Genomic DNA, 13,947 nt, shown 5'->3' with positions numbered 1-13,947 from the left:
GCGGTAGCACTTAAACGCTTGACACTTAAATGGGGGCCGCCAGGCTAATTTCAAGCCTTCTCGTCAATCGAGGGCGAAACCGGAGCCGGAGCCTTGCTGACCACGACCATGGCCGGGCGCAGCAGACGCCCATTGAGCTGGTAGCCCTTCTGGAACACCTTGAGCACGCTGTTGGGCTCGACGTCCGCACTCTCCTGCATGGCCATGGCCTGGTGCAGTTCGGCGTTGAATGGTTCGCCGTGCGGGTCGATCGCCTCGAGGTTGTAGCGCTTGAGGGTGTCGTGGAACATCTTCAGGGTCAGCTCGATGCCTTCACGCATCGGGCGGATGCTCTCGTCTTCGGCGCTGGACAGCTCCAGGCCGCGCTCAAGGCTGTCGATCACCGGCAACAGGTCACCAGCGAATTTCTCAAGGGCGAACTTGTGCGCCTTCTCGACATCCTGCTCGGCGCGACGGCGCACGTTCTGAAGGTCTGCGGCGGTGCGCAGGGATTGATCCTGGGCCGCCGCCAGTTGCTCTTCGAGCACCTGCACGCGCGTGCTCAGCTCATCGCCGGCCGCCTCGGCGTTCAGATTCTGTTCATCCAGCGTCTGTTCGTCAGCCATAAAATCTCTCCTTTGCAATTTCGTCAGCGAACTTACTCGCACGTCTGCCGGCTATATGGGGTCTGAAAATGCAGCTTCAAGGGCTGATGAACAGTCCGCAGCATTACCCTCATAACCCCTTGCGATCAAAACCCTCACCGAGCAACCGAATCAAACTAAGCACAAGCATTGTCAGGGGTTTTAAAAACACTGTATAAATAACCAGACCTTACGCCTGGGAGCCGCCCCAATGCTGGTGCATCTTTCCGTACACAACTACGCCATCGTCGAACACCTGGACCTCGAACTCGCCCGCGGGATGAGCGTCATCACCGGTGAAACCGGGGCCGGCAAATCGATCATGCTCGATGCCCTCGGCCTCACCCTGGGTGATCGCGCCGACAGCGGCGTGGTGCGCCCCGGGGCAGACAAGGCCGACATCCTGGCCACCTTCGACCTGGGCGACATTCCCGAGGCCCGCACCTGGCTGGCCGAGCGCGACCTGGACACCGACGGCCCGTGCATACTGCGCCGGGTGATCACCGCCGAAGGCCGCAGCCGCGGCTATATAAACGGCACGCCTTGCCCGCTGGGCGACCTCAAGGCCCTGGGCGAGCTGCTGATCGACATCCACAGCCAGCACGAACACCAGTCGCTGCTGAAGACCGACACCCATCGCCGTCTGCTCGACGAATACGCCGGCGCCACCGACCTTGCACGCCAGGTGCAGCTGGCGGCGCAGCGCTGGCGGCAGACCCGCCAGGAGCTCGAGCGGCTGAGCAACTCCGGGGACGAACAGCGCGCGCAGCACCAGTTGCTCAGCTATCAGCTCGAAGAGCTGGAAAACCTCAACCTGGGCGAAAACGAACTTGAGCTGCTGGAACAGGAACACAAGAACCTGACCAATGCAGAGGCCCTGTTCGGTATCTGCCGCCAGGTCATCGACCATTGCAGCGAGAGCGACTCGGGCAATGTGCTCAGTGCGCTGACCGTCAGCCTCAATCGCCTGACCGCCGTACAGAATGCCCCCAAGGCGCTGGCCGAGGCGGCCAACATGATCGCCAGTGCGCAGATTCAGGTAGAAGAAGCAGTGGGCGAGCTCAACCGCTTTCTCGACCATTTCGACGCCGACCCCGCGCGGCTGCAGCAGCTGGAAGAACGTCTCGACGCCCTGTACACCCTGGCGCGCAAACACCGCGTGCACCCCAGCGAGCTGGCCGACCTGCAGCAACGCTTGATGGAGGAGCTCGAAGGCCTCAACGCCAACGACGAGTCCATTGCCCGACTGGGTGACGAACTTGCCGCCTTTGCCCGCCATTACCAGGAAAAGGCCTCGGAGCTGAGCCGCCTGCGCCAGCAGGCCGCGACCCAGCTGGCTGGCGCGGTGGAGCTTGAGATTCAGCGCCTGGGCATGCCTGGCGGACGCTTCAGCATCGAACTTCGCCCCAACAGTGGCGAAGACTTGTTGCCCCAGGGCCTGGAGCAGGTCGAACTGCTGGTCAGCGCCAACCCCGGCCAGCCGCTCAAGGCACTGGCCAAGGTGGCTTCCGGGGGTGAATTGTCACGGATCAGCCTGGCGATCCAGGTCATTACCGCTCAGACCTCGCGCATTCCGACCCTGGTGTTCGACGAAGTCGACGTGGGTATCGGCGGGCCGACTGCGGAAATCGTGGGGCAGCTGTTGCGTCGCCTGGGCGAGCGTGGGCAGGTATTGACGGTCACCCACCTGCCGCAGGTTGCCGCGCAGGGCCACCATCACCTGTTCGTGCACAAGGTGCGCAACAGCGATGCGACCCATACGGCGGTGGCGAGCCTGGGCAAACGCGAGCGGGTCGAAGAGGTGGCGCGCATGCTGGGCGGCATCGACCTGACCAAGGAATCGCTGGCGCATGCCAGAAAGATGGTCGTCACCAGCAAAGCCTGACTGCCCCCGCAGGAGCCGGCTTTGCCGGCGTACAACATTACAGCCCCCACAAAGCACGAAGGCGACCCCAGGGTCGCCTTCAATGCCGTGCAATTCAAAGCAAAGTGCTTACTTTTTCTTGCGCACGTACAGCACGAGATTGTGATCTACCAACTCGTAGCCGTGCTCCAGCACGATTTCCTTCTGACGCTTTTCGATTTCGGCATCGAAGAACTCGATGACTTCGCCAGACTCCACGTTGACCATATGGTCGTGGTGGCCGCCGTCGGCCAGTTCAAACACTGCATGACCGCCGTCGAAGTTGTGACGAACGACAAGACCTGCCGCCTCGAACTGGGTCAGAACACGGTAAACCGTGGCCAGACCGACGTCCTCGCCTGCCTCCATCAACGCCTTGTAGACGTCTTCAGCACTCATGTGGCGCTGCTCGGTGGAGTCGAGCATCTGTAGAATCTTGACTCGAGGCAGGGTCACCTTGAGACCGGCTTTGCGTAATTCGCTATTTTCAACCATGGTCAGCTTTCTCGCCGATGCTGCTTCGCAGCTTCTCTGAATACGGGTATGATCGGGGTTTACGTTGTCCAGCCAAGATAGTGGAAGTCGCCCACCGATGCAAAACACCAAGCTCTTGCTAACCAGCCTCACCTTTGTGGGACTGCTCGCACTCGCCGGTTGCTCGTTCCCCGGGGTTTACAAAATCGACATCCAGCAGGGCAATGTCGTCACGCAGGACATGATAGACCAATTGCGGCCGGGAATGACCCGCCGGCAAGTACGGTTTATCATGGGCAACCCTCTGATCCAGGACACCTTCCACACCAACCGTTGGGACTACCTGTACAGTCTGCAACCAGGTGGGGGCGAGCGCCAGCAGGAACGGATGAGCGTGTTCTTCAACGAGAACGACCAGCTCGCCAGCCTGTCGGGTGACTTCATGCCGGGTGTGAGCCGCGATCAGGAAATCCTTGGCGGCGCAGCGGGCACCACTGTCAGCCCTGCCGAAGGCGAGACACCTGCCAAGCAGGAAGCCCCCGCCAAGCCTGGCTCGCTGGAAGACACGATCCAGCGCGACGTCGATACCATCGAAGTCATTCCGGTTCCAGTGCCGGAACCGCTGGACACCTCGCCGCAGTAAGCAAGGCGCAGGCAATAAAAAGCCCGGATCATTCCGGGCTTTTTCATGCGCGGCGCTTCACCGCTTGGCCTTCTTGAACACCCTGGCTACCTTGGCCGCGCGCTGTTTGCGCACCTCCTTGGGGACGATCAGCAGCGGCCGATACAGCTCGATCCGATCACCCGCCTCGACCGGATGCTGCGACGCAACCACCTTGCCAAAGATACCCATCGGGCAATCCCCGATCGACACGCCCGGCAACTGCCCGGCGATGCCCGACAAGCGAACCGCCTCGCTCACCGACGTACCCGCTGGCACCTCCAGCGCCAGCAACAGCTGCTGCTCGGCGGTGGCGTAGACCACTTCGATGGGCAGCATCGGCTCAGCCATTGAGTTGCTTGGCCCGCTGGCAGAACGCATCCACCAGGGTGTTGGCCGCCTGGTTGAAGATCGGCCCCAGGGTGGCGCGCACCAGCGGCCCGGCGTAATCGAACGACAGGTCCAGGCTGATCTTGCAGGCCTTGTCACCGAGTGCCTTGAACGTCCACAGCCCGTGCAACTGATTGAACGGCCCCTCCTCAAGGTTCATCTCGATGGACTGCCCTGGCACCAACTCATTTCGCGTTACAAAACTCTGGCTCATGCCGCCCTTGGCCGCCTCGACTCGCGCTCGCATCAGGGTCTCGCTCTGCTCCAGCACCGTGCTAGAGGAGCACCACGGCAGAAATTCCGAATAGCGGGCGACGTCATTCACCAGGTCATACAGCGCCTGAGCGGGGTACGGCAACAGTGCCGAACGTTGAATATGGGTAGTCATCCAGGCGTCACTTCCAAAGCTGAGCGGTAAACACGATGCGAATGCCGAGGGGCGCCACATAGCGCATCAAGAGGAAAAACAGCGCGTATTGTCCGGGATTCACTCCAACGGCTCAAGCGTACCGCTACCCCGTAGCCGACAGCGCGACGACTGCCTATAATGCCGCCCCTATGGCTAAACAAAAGAAGCATCCGACAGGGACCATCGCGCAGAATAAAAAGGCGCGTCACGATTACTTCATCGAGCACAAGTTCGAGGCCGGATTGGTCCTGTCCGGTTGGGAAGTAAAAAGTCTGCGTGCCGGCAAGGCGCATCTTGTGGACAGCTACGTGCTGCTCAAGGACGGTGAAGCATGGCTGATGGGTTGCCATATCACCCCCCTGACCGCAGCCAGCACCCACGTGATCGCCGACCCGACCCGTACCCGTAAACTGCTGCTCAATCGCCGCGAGCTGGAGCGCCTGTTCGTGGGCGTACAGCAGAAGGGCTATACCTGCGTGGCCTTGTCGATGTACTGGAGCAAGCACTTGATCAAGTGCGAGATTGCTCTGGGCAAGGGCAAGAAGGAATACGACAAGCGCGATACCCAGCGCGAGCGTGATTCCGATCGCGAGTTGCAGCGCGCCGTACGCAGCAAGGGCCGCGACGAGTAGGCACGCCTGCTCTAGCCACTTTGCCAGCAAAGCCGGCTCCTACAGGCCAAGCGAAACCCTGTAGGAGCCGGCCTTGCCGGCGAAAGCCGCAACACTTGTCTAGCGCCCGTTGCGCCGCTCTGCCCGCGCGACCCGCTGCACTTCCTGACGCACCTCTTCGAGCACCTCCTGCACATACAGAATGTGCTGGCTCGACACCTCCCGTGCATCCTGCGCACGCCCTTCGACAATCGCCAGGTACAGGTCCCGGTGCTGCGCAATCAGCATGTCGCGGGTCTCGCTGCGCTGCTTGTACATACCGCCGATGTTGGTCACCACGTTGCGCTTGAGCAGGTCGAACAACCCGCGAATGGTATGCAGCAGCACCGCGTTATGGCTGGCCTCGGCAATCGCCAGGTGGAACGACGCATCCGCCGCCCCTTCCTCGGCGCGGCTCACCTCATCGGCACGCGCATAACAGTCCTGCAGCGCATCGAACGCCACCTTCAACCGCTCGCGATCCACCGCGGTGGCACGCAATGCGGCGTAATAGGCACACGACGCCTCCAGCGTATGACGAAACTCCAGCAGGTCGCGTTCGACCTCCGGATTGTTCTCCAGCAATTGCAACAAGGGGTCGCTGAACGTCGACCCCATCGACTGGGCAACATAATTGCCGCCACCCTGTCGGCTCACCAGCATGCCCTTGGCTACCAGCTTCTGGATCGCCTCGCGCAACGACGGGCGTGACACCCCGAACTGCTCGGCCAGTTGCCGCTCGGCCGGCAACCGCTCGCCGGCGGTCAAGGTGCCTTCAAGAATCATCCCCTCAAGCCGCTCGACGATATCGTCGGACAAACGGCGTTGGCGGACCTGGTTGAAAACCATCACATGCTCTCCACAATCCCGAGTTCGTTCGGGGCCGCCTATTTTGGCCTATCGGTGCCCACGTCACACCCACCAGTTGGCGAATTTCGAAGCCGCTCAGCCGACCTTTTTTCAACCGTCCGACGAAAGTTTTAGCGGGGCAAATTGACACACCCACCACAGGGCTCTTAACCTAGCGGCTCGACATTGTAAATTGGTATGACCAATTATCCAATGCCACTGCATGACCAACAACAATTAGGGGCCACCCCATATGCAAACCTGGCAACAACTCTATAGTCCGCTTGGTAGTCTCGGCCTGTCCGCCCTGGCGGCAGTCATCCCTATCGTGTTCTTCTTCCTGGCGCTGGCCGTGTTCCGCCTCAAGGGTCATGTGGCAGGCAGCATCACGCTGGCGCTGTCGATCCTGGTCGCCATCTTCGCCTTCCAGATGCCCGCCGACATGGCACTGGCTGCTGCCGGGTACGGTTTTGCCTATGGCCTGTGGCCCATCGCCTGGATCATCGTCGCGGCGGTGTTCCTGTACAAACTGACGGTCAAGAGTGGCCAGTTCGAAGTGATCCGCAGCTCGGTGCTGTCGATCACCGACGACCAGCGTCTGCAGGTTCTGCTGATCGGCTTCTGCTTCGGCGCCTTCCTGGAAGGCGCGGCAGGCTTCGGCGCACCCGTGGCCATTACCGCTGCACTGCTGGTGGGCCTGGGTTTCAACCCGCTGTACGCCGCCGGCCTGTGCCTGATCGCCAACACTGCCCCGGTGGCCTTCGGCGCCCTGGGTATCCCGATCATCGTGGCCGGCCAGGTCACCGGTATCGACGCCTTCAAGATCGGCGCCATGACCGGTCGTCAATTGCCGTTGCTGTCGCTGTTCGTGCCGTTCTGGCTGGTGTTCATGATGGACGGCCTGCGCGGCGTCAAGGAGACCTGGCCTGCAGCCCTGGTGGCCGGCCTGAGCTTCGCCGTCACCCAGTACTTCACCTCCAACTTCATCGGCCCGGAACTGCCGGACATCACCTCGGCACTGGCCAGCCTGATCTCCCTGACCCTGTTCCTCAAGGTCTGGCAGCCCAAGCGCTCGATGACCACCGCCACCGGCAGCGTCGGTGCAGCCGTGGTCAACGGTGGCGGCAGCCAGCCTTCGCCATACAGCTTCGGCGAGATCTTCAAGGCCTGGTCGCCGTTCCTGATCCTCACCGTGCTGGTCACCATCTGGACCCTCAAGCCATTCAAGGCAGCCTTTGCCGCCGGTGGTTCGATGTACAGCTGGGTGTTCAACTTCGCCATCCCGCACCTTGACCAGCTGGTGATCAAGACCGCGCCGATCGTCGCCGCCCCGACCGCCATGCCGGCGGTGTTCAAGCTCGACCCGATCTCGGCCACCGGTACCGCGATCTTCTTCTCCGCGCTGCTGTCGATGCTGGTGCTGAAGATCAACTTCAAGACCGGCCTGACCACGCTGAAGGAAACCTTCTTCGAACTGCGTTGGCCGATCCTGTCGATCGGCATGGTGCTGGCCTTTGCCTTCGTCACCAACTACTCGGGCATGTCGTCGACCATGGCCCTGGTTCTGGCCGGCACCGGCGCAGCGTTCCCGTTCTTCTCGCCGTTCCTTGGCTGGCTGGGCGTGTTCCTGACCGGTTCGGACACTTCGTCCAACGCTCTGTTCAGCTCGCTGCAAGCCACCACCGCGCACCAGATCGGGGTCAACGACACCCTGCTGGTGGCCGCCAACACCAGCGGCGGCGTTACCGGCAAGATGATCTCGCCACAGTCCATCGCCGTGGCATGCGCGGCCACCGGGCTGGTTGGCAAAGAGTCGGACCTGTTCCGTTTCACCCTCAAGCACAGCTTGTTCTTCGCCACCATCGTCGGCCTGATCACCTTGATCCAGGCGTACTGGCTGACCGGCATGCTGGTTCACTAAAGTGAAAGAGGCCGGGCGCCCCAAGGGCGCCCGGCAGCTGCCCCTTTCAACCGACGCTGCGAGACACCATGATCATTTCAGCCTCTACCGACTACCGCGCCGCAGCCCAACGCAAGCTGCCGCCCTTCCTGTTCCACTACGCCGACGGCGGCGCCTACGCCGAGTACACCCTGCGCCACAACGTCGAAGACCTGGCCAGCATCGCCCTGCGCCAGCGCGTTCTGAAGAACATGTCCGAGCTCAGCCTCGAGACCCGCCTGTTCGATGAAACCCTGAGCATGCCCGTGGCCCTGGCACCGGTCGGCCTGACCGGCATGTACGCCCGGCGCGGCGAGGTGCAGGCGGCACGTGCCGCGGCGGCCAAGGGCATCCCCTTCACCCTGTCGACCGTGTCCGTGTGCCCGATCGAGGAAGTGGCCCCGGCCATCGACCGGCCCATGTGGTTCCAGCTCTATGTGCTCAAGGACCGCGGCTTCATGCGCAATGCCCTGGAGCGTGCCAAGGCCGCCGGCGTGACCACCCTGGTGTTCACCGTGGACATGCCCGTACCCGGCGCACGCTACCGTGACGCCCACTCTGGCATGAGCGGCCCTAACGCACCGCTGCGGCGCATGTGGCAGGCCATGACCCACCCCCAGTGGGCGCTGGATGTAGGCCTGCTGGGCAAGCCCCACGACCTGGGCAACATCTCCAAATACCGCGGCAGCCCCACCGGCCTGGCCGACTACATCGGCTGGCTGGGCGCCAACTTCGACCCGTCGATTTCCTGGAAAGACCTGGAATGGATCCGCGAGTTCTGGGATGGCCCGATGGTGATCAAGGGTATTCTCGACCCGGACGACGCGCGCGACGCCGTGAAGTTCGGTGCCGACGGCATCGTGGTGTCCAACCACGGCGGTCGCCAGCTCGACGGCGTGCTGTCCAGCGCCCGTGCCCTGCCGGCCATCGCCGATGCGGTCAAGGGCGACCTGAAGATCCTTGCCGATTCCGGTATCCGCAGCGGCCTGGACGTGGTGCGCATGATCGCTCTGGGCGCAGACACCGTACTGATCGGCCGTGCCTTCCTCTATGCCCTCGCCACCGCAGGCGAAGCCGGCGTGAAGAACCTGCTCGACCTGTTCGAAAAGGAAATGCGCGTGGCCATGGTGCTGACCGGCGCCAAGTCCATCAGCGAGATCACTCGCGATTCGCTGGTACGCGAATTCGGCGCCTGACCGCCTGCCCCATCACCGCCTGATTGTCCGGGGCACGCGGCGCGATAGACGCCGTGGCCCCGCGAGGAGTTTGCATGAGCCTGCCCACCGCGTTTCTCGACTCGGTTGAACGCCTGATCCCCCGTGAGCGCCGCTTCGACGACCCCACGTCTACCCTGGCCTTCGGTACCGACGCCAGCTTCTACCGGCTGATCCCCAAGCTGGTGGTGCGCGTGGAAAGCGAAGACGAAGTGGTGGGCCTGCTCCAGCTGGCCCAGCGCGACCGCGTGCCGGTGACCTTCCGCGCCGCCGGCACCAGCCTGTCGGGCCAGGCCATCAGCGACTCGGTGCTGATCGTGCTGGGCGACAACTGGAACGGGCGCGAGATTCGCGAGCAAGGCCGGCAGATCCGCCTGCAACCTGGCGTGATCGGCGCCCAGGCCAACGCCTGGCTGGCGCCGTTCGGACGCAAGATCGGCCCCGACCCGGCGTCCATCAACGCCTGCAAGATCGGCGGCATCGTTGCCAACAATGCCAGTGGCATGTGCTGCGGCACCGCCCAGAACACCTACCACACCCTGGCCGGCCTGCGCCTGGTGCTGGCCGACGGTACCCGCCTGGACAGCGAAGACCCAGCCAGCGTCGCGGCCTTCCAGAGCAGCCATGCCGACCTGCTCGAATCGCTCGCGCGCCTGGGTCGCGAGACCCGCGCCAACACCGAACTGGCCGCGAAAATCCGCCACAAGTACCGGCTCAAGAACACCACCGGCCTGTCGCTCAACGCGCTGGTCGACTACGACCAGCCACTGGACATCCTCAACCACCTGCTGGTGGGCTCCGAGGGCACCCTGGGCTTCATCAGCGCGGTTACCTACGACACCGTGATCGATCACCCGCACAAGGCGTCGGCGCTGATCGTGTTCCCGGACGTGGAAACCTGTTGCACCGCCGTCACCGTGCTGAAAAGCCAGCCGGTATCGGCCGTGGAACTGCTAGACCGGCGCAGCCTGCGCTCGGTGCAGGACAAGCCCGGCATGCCGGCCTTCGTGCAGCAGCTGTCCGAGGGTGCGTGCGCCCTGCTGATCGAGTCCCGCGCTGCCACCCAGACACTGCTGCACGAGCAGTTGGGCCTGATCATGGCCTCGCTGGCGCAATTTCCGGTCGAGAAACAGGTCGACTTCACCGAAGACGCCAAGGAAAACGCCAAGCTCTGGGCCATCCGCAAGGACACCTTCCCGGCCGTCGGCGCCGTGCGCAAGACCGGCACCACGGTCATCATCGAAGACGTGACCTTCCCGGTCGAGCAACTGGCCATCGGCGTCAACCGCCTGATCGAGCTGTTCGAGCGGCACCACTATGACGAAGCCATCCTGTTCGGCCATGCGCTGGAGGGCAACCTGCACTTCGTGTTCACCCAGGGTTTCAACAGTGCCGAAGAGGTCGCCCGCTACCAGGCGTTCATGGACGACGTGGCGCACCTGGTGGCGGTCGAATTCGGCGGTTCGCTCAAGGCCGAGCATGGCACCGGGCGCAACATGGCGCCGTTCGTCGAACTGGAATGGGGCCACGATGCCTACCAGCTGATGTGGACGCTCAAGCGCCTGCTCGACCCCAACGGTATCCTCAACCCGGATGTGGTGCTCAGCAACGACCCGCAGATCCACCTTAAAAACCTCAAGCCGTTGCCGGCCGCCGACGAGATCGTCGACAAGTGCATCGAGTGCGGCTTCTGCGAACCGGTGTGCCCGTCCAAGGGGCTGACCCTGAGCCCGCGCCAGCGCATCGTGATGTGGCGCGACATCCAGGCCAAGAAGCGCGCCGGGGTCGATACCACCGCGCTTGAACGCGACTACCAGTACCAGGGCATCGACACCTGCGCCGCCACCGGCTTGTGCGCCCAGCGCTGCCCGGTAGGCATCAACACCGGCGAACTGGTGAAGAAACTGCGCGCCCAGGCTGCCAGCCACGTGAAGACAGCCGACTGGCTGGCGGAGCATTTCCACACCGCGCTAAGCGGCGCCCGCCTCACCCTGCGCGCAGCCAACGGTGCCCGCCGCCTGTTGGGCGCGCCCCGTATGGCCCGCATCAGCCAATCGCTGAGCAAAGCCAGCAACGGCCGCCTGCCGCTCTGGACGCCGGCCATGCCGCAGCCCCTGCAGCCCATCCAGTTCAGCCCGGCGAGCAACGATGCGCGGCCCCGCGTGGTGTACCTGGCGGCCTGCGTATCGCGCGTCATGGGCCCGGCCGCTGGCGATCGCGAACAGACCTCGCTGCTGGACAAGACCCGCGGCCTGCTGGAAAAGGCCGGCTACCAGGTGGTGTTCCCCGAGAACCAGGACAGCCTGTGCTGCGGTCAGCCGTTCGCCTCCAAGGGCTATGCCGAACAGGCCGAGCACAAGCGCCAGGAACTGATCGGCGCGCTGCTGCATGCCAGCCGCGGCGGGCTAGACCCGATCTACTGCGACACCAGCCCGTGCACCTTGCGCCTGGTGCAAGACCTCAAGGACTCGCGCCTGGACCTGTATGACCCGGTGCGCTTCATCCGCACCCACCTGGTGGACAAGCTGGAGTTCACCCCGCAGGACGCACCGATTGCCGTGCACGTGACCTGCAGCACCCAGCACCTGGGCGAGAGCCAGGCCCTGATCGACCTGGCGCGGCGTTGCAGCAAAGAGGTGGTGATACCCGAGGGCATCCACTGCTGCGGGTTCGCCGGCGACAAGGGCTTCACCACCCCCGAACTGAACGCACATTCACTGCGCAGCCTAAAGGACGCCGTGCAGTACTGCAGCGAAGGCATCTCCACCAGCCGCACCTGTGAAATCGGCTTGAGCGAGCATGGCGGCATCGACTATCACGGCCTGGTGTACCTGGTGGACCGGGTGACCAGAGCCAGGGCGCTGTGAGCCAAGGCGGCTCCTGCACACCGGCAGGAGCTGGCCTTGCCGGCGAACCGGCCATCTGCCACAACATCCGTCTGAACCCCTGGCATCGGCCGCAGTCCATGCAAATAGGCCCCTTATCCTGAGGCCTTCCCAGCCAAGGAGATTCACATGAAGCGTACTGCGATTACCGGACTGTTCCTCAGCGCCGCACTGCTAGCCTCGCCTGTGTTCGCGGCGGATAAAGACCTGTGTACCAGCAACCTGCAGAAGATCGACGACCAGATGGCAACCATGGGCGCGACCTCCGAAGGGCTGGACGATGCGCTGAAGCAGCACGTGGCTGACGCCAAGGCCGCGCAGGCGGCGGGCAACGACAAGGATTGCATCACCATCAGCGCCAAGGTGCTGTCGCGCCTCGAGAAGACCGACAAGGGCGGCAACGGTCAGTAACCTCGGTGGGCGACCGGACCGGTAGTCGACGTCGCCCGACCGATGGCGTATACTCCGTCACATGCACCCGAAACGGTGCTAGCGCTAGAGCAGTAAAAAATGGGGCCGATTAGGATTCGACGCCGGTGATGAAACTCTAGGTGCATGCCGAGTTGGTAACAGAACTCGTAAATCCACTGTTGCAACTTTCTATAGTTGCCAATGACGAAAACTACGAGGGTTACGCTCTCGCTGCGTAAGCAGCCGAGCCCGCTCTCCTGGTAGCTTCGGCTCCAGCAATCACTAGGGGATGCCTGTAAACCCGAAGTGATTGTCATACAGAACAGGATCGTCGTGTAGCACGTTGGGGGCAAAGCGACTAAAACTTACCCAACTCGTCCAAAGCACCCTGCCCGTCGGGCGGCTGCGGATTAACTCAATAGACACGGCTAAGCATGTAGTACCGACAGCGGAGTACTGGCGGACGGGGGTTCAAATCCCCCCGGCTCCACCAATTCAACATCTAAAGACGTCCACGGACGTCTTTTTTTGTGCCTGAAATCCAGTAAATACGGGGATTTAAGGGCTTTTTTTTGAGGCTTTCGAGGTTTTCTGAGTTCCAGGCGGTTTGGTATCCCAGGTGGTATCTGTAGTGGTCAACTAATCCCGGACACTGCGTTAAGTTTTTCTTCAGCCACGGCGGGCGCTAGTCCGCCGTTGAATTGGTGTGGCCGTTGCCAGTTGTAGCGCTGCATCAAAAACCGACCAATATCCTGCTGTGCCAGGGAAGCACTCATGTATCCCCCTGTTGGCACCCATTTTGTTTTCAAACTGCGCAACAACCGCTCCATCGGCGCGTTGTCGTGGCAGTTTCCCCGTCGACTCATGCTCTGTTTGAACCGATAACGCCACAGCCGCTGACGGAAGCTTCGGCTGCCGTATTGGCTGCCTTGGTCGCTGTGAAACAGCACGCTCTGTGGCCGACCACGCTGTTCATAGGCCATGTCCAATGCCTTGATCACCAGGTCGGCATCGGGCTTCGCTGAAAATGCCCAGCCCACCACGCGGCGGGCGAATAGATCGATGACGGCAGCCAAATAGTGCCAGCGACCTTGAGCCCAGACATAAGTGATGTCACCGCACCAAACTTCGTTTGGTGCCGATACGGTGAACGCTCGATCCAGCACGTTCGGGATATCTGGTCGCTCGACCGTCGCTTTTTTGTAGGCATGTGAACCGGGTTGCTTACTGATTAGCTTCATTTCGCTCATTAGCTTACGCACCTTGAAGCGCCCAATTTCTATGCCGTCCTCGCGCATCATGAACATGATGCTTCGGCTGCCCGCCGCGCTGCGGCTTTGGGTGAACAGTTCGTTCACTCGACTGCGTAAAACCAGCCGCTCAACGTCGGGAATTCGACGTTTTCGGCAGTGCGCGTAGTAGCAAGATCGGGTGACTTCAAATACCGAGCACAACAGATCAACAGGCTCTTCAGAGCGGAGCGGATCGATTAACGCGAACGCTCGTGTTCCTCGGCCATCAAGAGCGCGGTGGCCTTTT

Annotated in this window: 13 protein-coding genes and 1 other RNA gene; 8 read left to right on the top strand and 6 right to left on the bottom strand. The window is 62.4% G+C overall.

Features of this window, described 5'->3' with window-relative positions; genetic code table 11:
* Positions 1 to 50: 50 nt before the first annotated feature.
* A complete protein-coding gene (gene grpE / locus QMX96_RS11650; protein ID WP_043863833.1) occupies positions 51 to 605 on the bottom strand; it encodes a nucleotide exchange factor GrpE in 555 nt (184 codons plus the stop codon).
* Between the two features lie 229 nt (positions 606 to 834).
* Here grpE and recN point away from each other — a divergent pair, with 229 nt between their 5' ends.
* Positions 835 to 2,508, top strand: a complete 1,674-nt coding sequence (gene recN / locus QMX96_RS11645) for a DNA repair protein RecN (protein ID WP_054916543.1) — start codon at positions 835 to 837, stop codon at positions 2,506 to 2,508.
* Between the two features lie 108 nt (positions 2,509 to 2,616).
* Here recN and fur read toward each other — a convergent pair whose 3' ends face one another.
* On the bottom strand, positions 2,617 to 3,021 hold the full coding sequence (gene fur / locus QMX96_RS11640) for a ferric iron uptake transcriptional regulator (RefSeq protein WP_043863835.1): 405 nt from the start codon (positions 3,019 to 3,021) through the stop codon (positions 2,617 to 2,619).
* A 97-nt stretch (positions 3,022 to 3,118) separates the two neighbouring features.
* On the opposite strand from fur, the gene QMX96_RS11635 reads away from it, so the two are divergent.
* Entirely contained in the window at positions 3,119 to 3,643 is a 525-nt protein-coding gene (locus tag QMX96_RS11635; protein WP_043863836.1) for an outer membrane protein assembly factor BamE, read from the top strand.
* 57 nt (positions 3,644 to 3,700) lie between these two features.
* On the opposite strand, the gene QMX96_RS11630 is transcribed toward QMX96_RS11635, so the two are convergent.
* Both QMX96_RS11630 and QMX96_RS11625 read right to left on the bottom strand, forming a co-directional pair.
* The gene (locus QMX96_RS11630) at positions 3,701 to 4,012 is read right to left on the bottom strand and encodes an RnfH family protein (RefSeq protein WP_282361821.1); all 312 of its coding nucleotides are present in this window, start codon (positions 4,010 to 4,012) and stop codon (positions 3,701 to 3,703) included.
* Positions 4,005 to 4,439, bottom strand: coding sequence for a type II toxin-antitoxin system RatA family toxin (locus tag QMX96_RS11625; protein WP_043863838.1), 435 nt, complete (start codon positions 4,437 to 4,439; stop codon positions 4,005 to 4,007). Before QMX96_RS11625 ends, QMX96_RS11630 begins: the two co-directional genes overlap by 8 nt.
* A gap of 170 nt (positions 4,440 to 4,609) precedes the next feature.
* Between QMX96_RS11625 and smpB the strand changes: the two genes are divergently transcribed.
* On the top strand, positions 4,610 to 5,092 hold the full coding sequence (smpB, locus tag QMX96_RS11620) for an SsrA-binding protein SmpB (RefSeq protein WP_043863839.1): 483 nt from the start codon (positions 4,610 to 4,612) through the stop codon (positions 5,090 to 5,092).
* A gap of 99 nt (positions 5,093 to 5,191) precedes the next feature.
* On the opposite strand, the gene QMX96_RS11615 is transcribed toward smpB, so the two are convergent.
* Positions 5,192 to 5,959: a GntR family transcriptional regulator gene (locus QMX96_RS11615; protein WP_043863840.1), complete on the bottom strand. Its 768-nt coding sequence runs from the start codon at positions 5,957 to 5,959 to the stop codon at positions 5,192 to 5,194.
* Positions 5,960 to 6,212: 253 nt separating this feature from the next.
* Between QMX96_RS11615 and QMX96_RS11610 the strand changes: the two genes are divergently transcribed.
* From QMX96_RS11610 to ssrA, 5 genes are all read left to right on the top strand, one after another.
* Positions 6,213 to 7,880, top strand: coding sequence for a lactate permease LctP family transporter (locus QMX96_RS11610; RefSeq protein ID WP_043863841.1), 1,668 nt, complete (start codon positions 6,213 to 6,215; stop codon positions 7,878 to 7,880).
* Positions 7,881 to 7,948: 68 nt separating this feature from the next.
* Entirely contained in the window at positions 7,949 to 9,094 is a 1,146-nt protein-coding gene (gene lldD / locus QMX96_RS11605; RefSeq protein ID WP_043863842.1) for an FMN-dependent L-lactate dehydrogenase LldD, read from the top strand.
* Between the two features lie 74 nt (positions 9,095 to 9,168).
* The gene (locus QMX96_RS11600) at positions 9,169 to 11,979 is read left to right on the top strand and encodes an FAD-binding and (Fe-S)-binding domain-containing protein (protein WP_282361819.1); all 2,811 of its coding nucleotides are present in this window, start codon (positions 9,169 to 9,171) and stop codon (positions 11,977 to 11,979) included.
* Between the two features lie 147 nt (positions 11,980 to 12,126).
* Entirely contained in the window at positions 12,127 to 12,408 is a 282-nt protein-coding gene (locus QMX96_RS11595; protein ID WP_043863844.1) for a hypothetical protein, read from the top strand.
* A gap of 101 nt (positions 12,409 to 12,509) precedes the next feature.
* Positions 12,510 to 12,901, top strand: a transfer-messenger RNA (tmRNA) gene (gene ssrA, locus QMX96_RS11590).
* Positions 12,902 to 13,043: 142 nt separating this feature from the next.
* Here ssrA and QMX96_RS11585 read toward each other — a convergent pair.
* A partial coding sequence (locus QMX96_RS11585) for an IS3 family transposase (protein WP_282361818.1) occupies positions 13,044 to 13,947 on the bottom strand: 904 nt, incomplete at its 5' end.

The organism is Pseudomonas sp. PS01300 (assembly GCF_029960155.1).
In the GTDB taxonomy this organism is placed as follows: domain Bacteria; phylum Pseudomonadota; class Gammaproteobacteria; order Pseudomonadales; family Pseudomonadaceae; genus Aquipseudomonas; species Aquipseudomonas palmensis.
This window is presented reverse-complemented; position numbering and strand designations above follow the sequence as displayed.

Bases quoted from the DNA above. Each gene is read 5' to 3' on its own strand.
- lldD (WP_043863842.1), top strand. From the start codon at position 7,949: ATGATCATTTCAGCCTCTACCGACTACCGCGCCGCAGCCCAACGCAAG.
- fur (WP_043863835.1), bottom strand. From the start codon at position 3,021: ATGGTTGAAAATAGCGAATTACGCAAAGCCGGTCTCAAGGTGACCCTG.
- grpE (WP_043863833.1), bottom strand. From the start codon at position 605: ATGGCTGACGAACAGACGCTGGATGAACAGAATCTGAACGCCGAGGCG.
- QMX96_RS11625 (WP_043863838.1), bottom strand. From the start codon at position 4,439: ATGACTACCCATATTCAACGTTCGGCACTGTTGCCGTACCCCGCTCAG.
- QMX96_RS11595 (WP_043863844.1), top strand. From the start codon at position 12,127: ATGAAGCGTACTGCGATTACCGGACTGTTCCTCAGCGCCGCACTGCTA.
- recN (WP_054916543.1), top strand. From the start codon at position 835: ATGCTGGTGCATCTTTCCGTACACAACTACGCCATCGTCGAACACCTG.
- QMX96_RS11630 (WP_282361821.1), bottom strand. From the start codon at position 4,012: ATGGCTGAGCCGATGCTGCCCATCGAAGTGGTCTACGCCACCGCCGAG.
- QMX96_RS11610 (WP_043863841.1), top strand. From the start codon at position 6,213: ATGCAAACCTGGCAACAACTCTATAGTCCGCTTGGTAGTCTCGGCCTG.
- QMX96_RS11615 (WP_043863840.1), bottom strand. From the start codon at position 5,959: ATGGTTTTCAACCAGGTCCGCCAACGCCGTTTGTCCGACGATATCGTC.
- QMX96_RS11600 (WP_282361819.1), top strand. From the start codon at position 9,169: ATGAGCCTGCCCACCGCGTTTCTCGACTCGGTTGAACGCCTGATCCCC.
- QMX96_RS11635 (WP_043863836.1), top strand. From the start codon at position 3,119: ATGCAAAACACCAAGCTCTTGCTAACCAGCCTCACCTTTGTGGGACTG.
- smpB (WP_043863839.1), top strand. From the start codon at position 4,610: ATGGCTAAACAAAAGAAGCATCCGACAGGGACCATCGCGCAGAATAAA.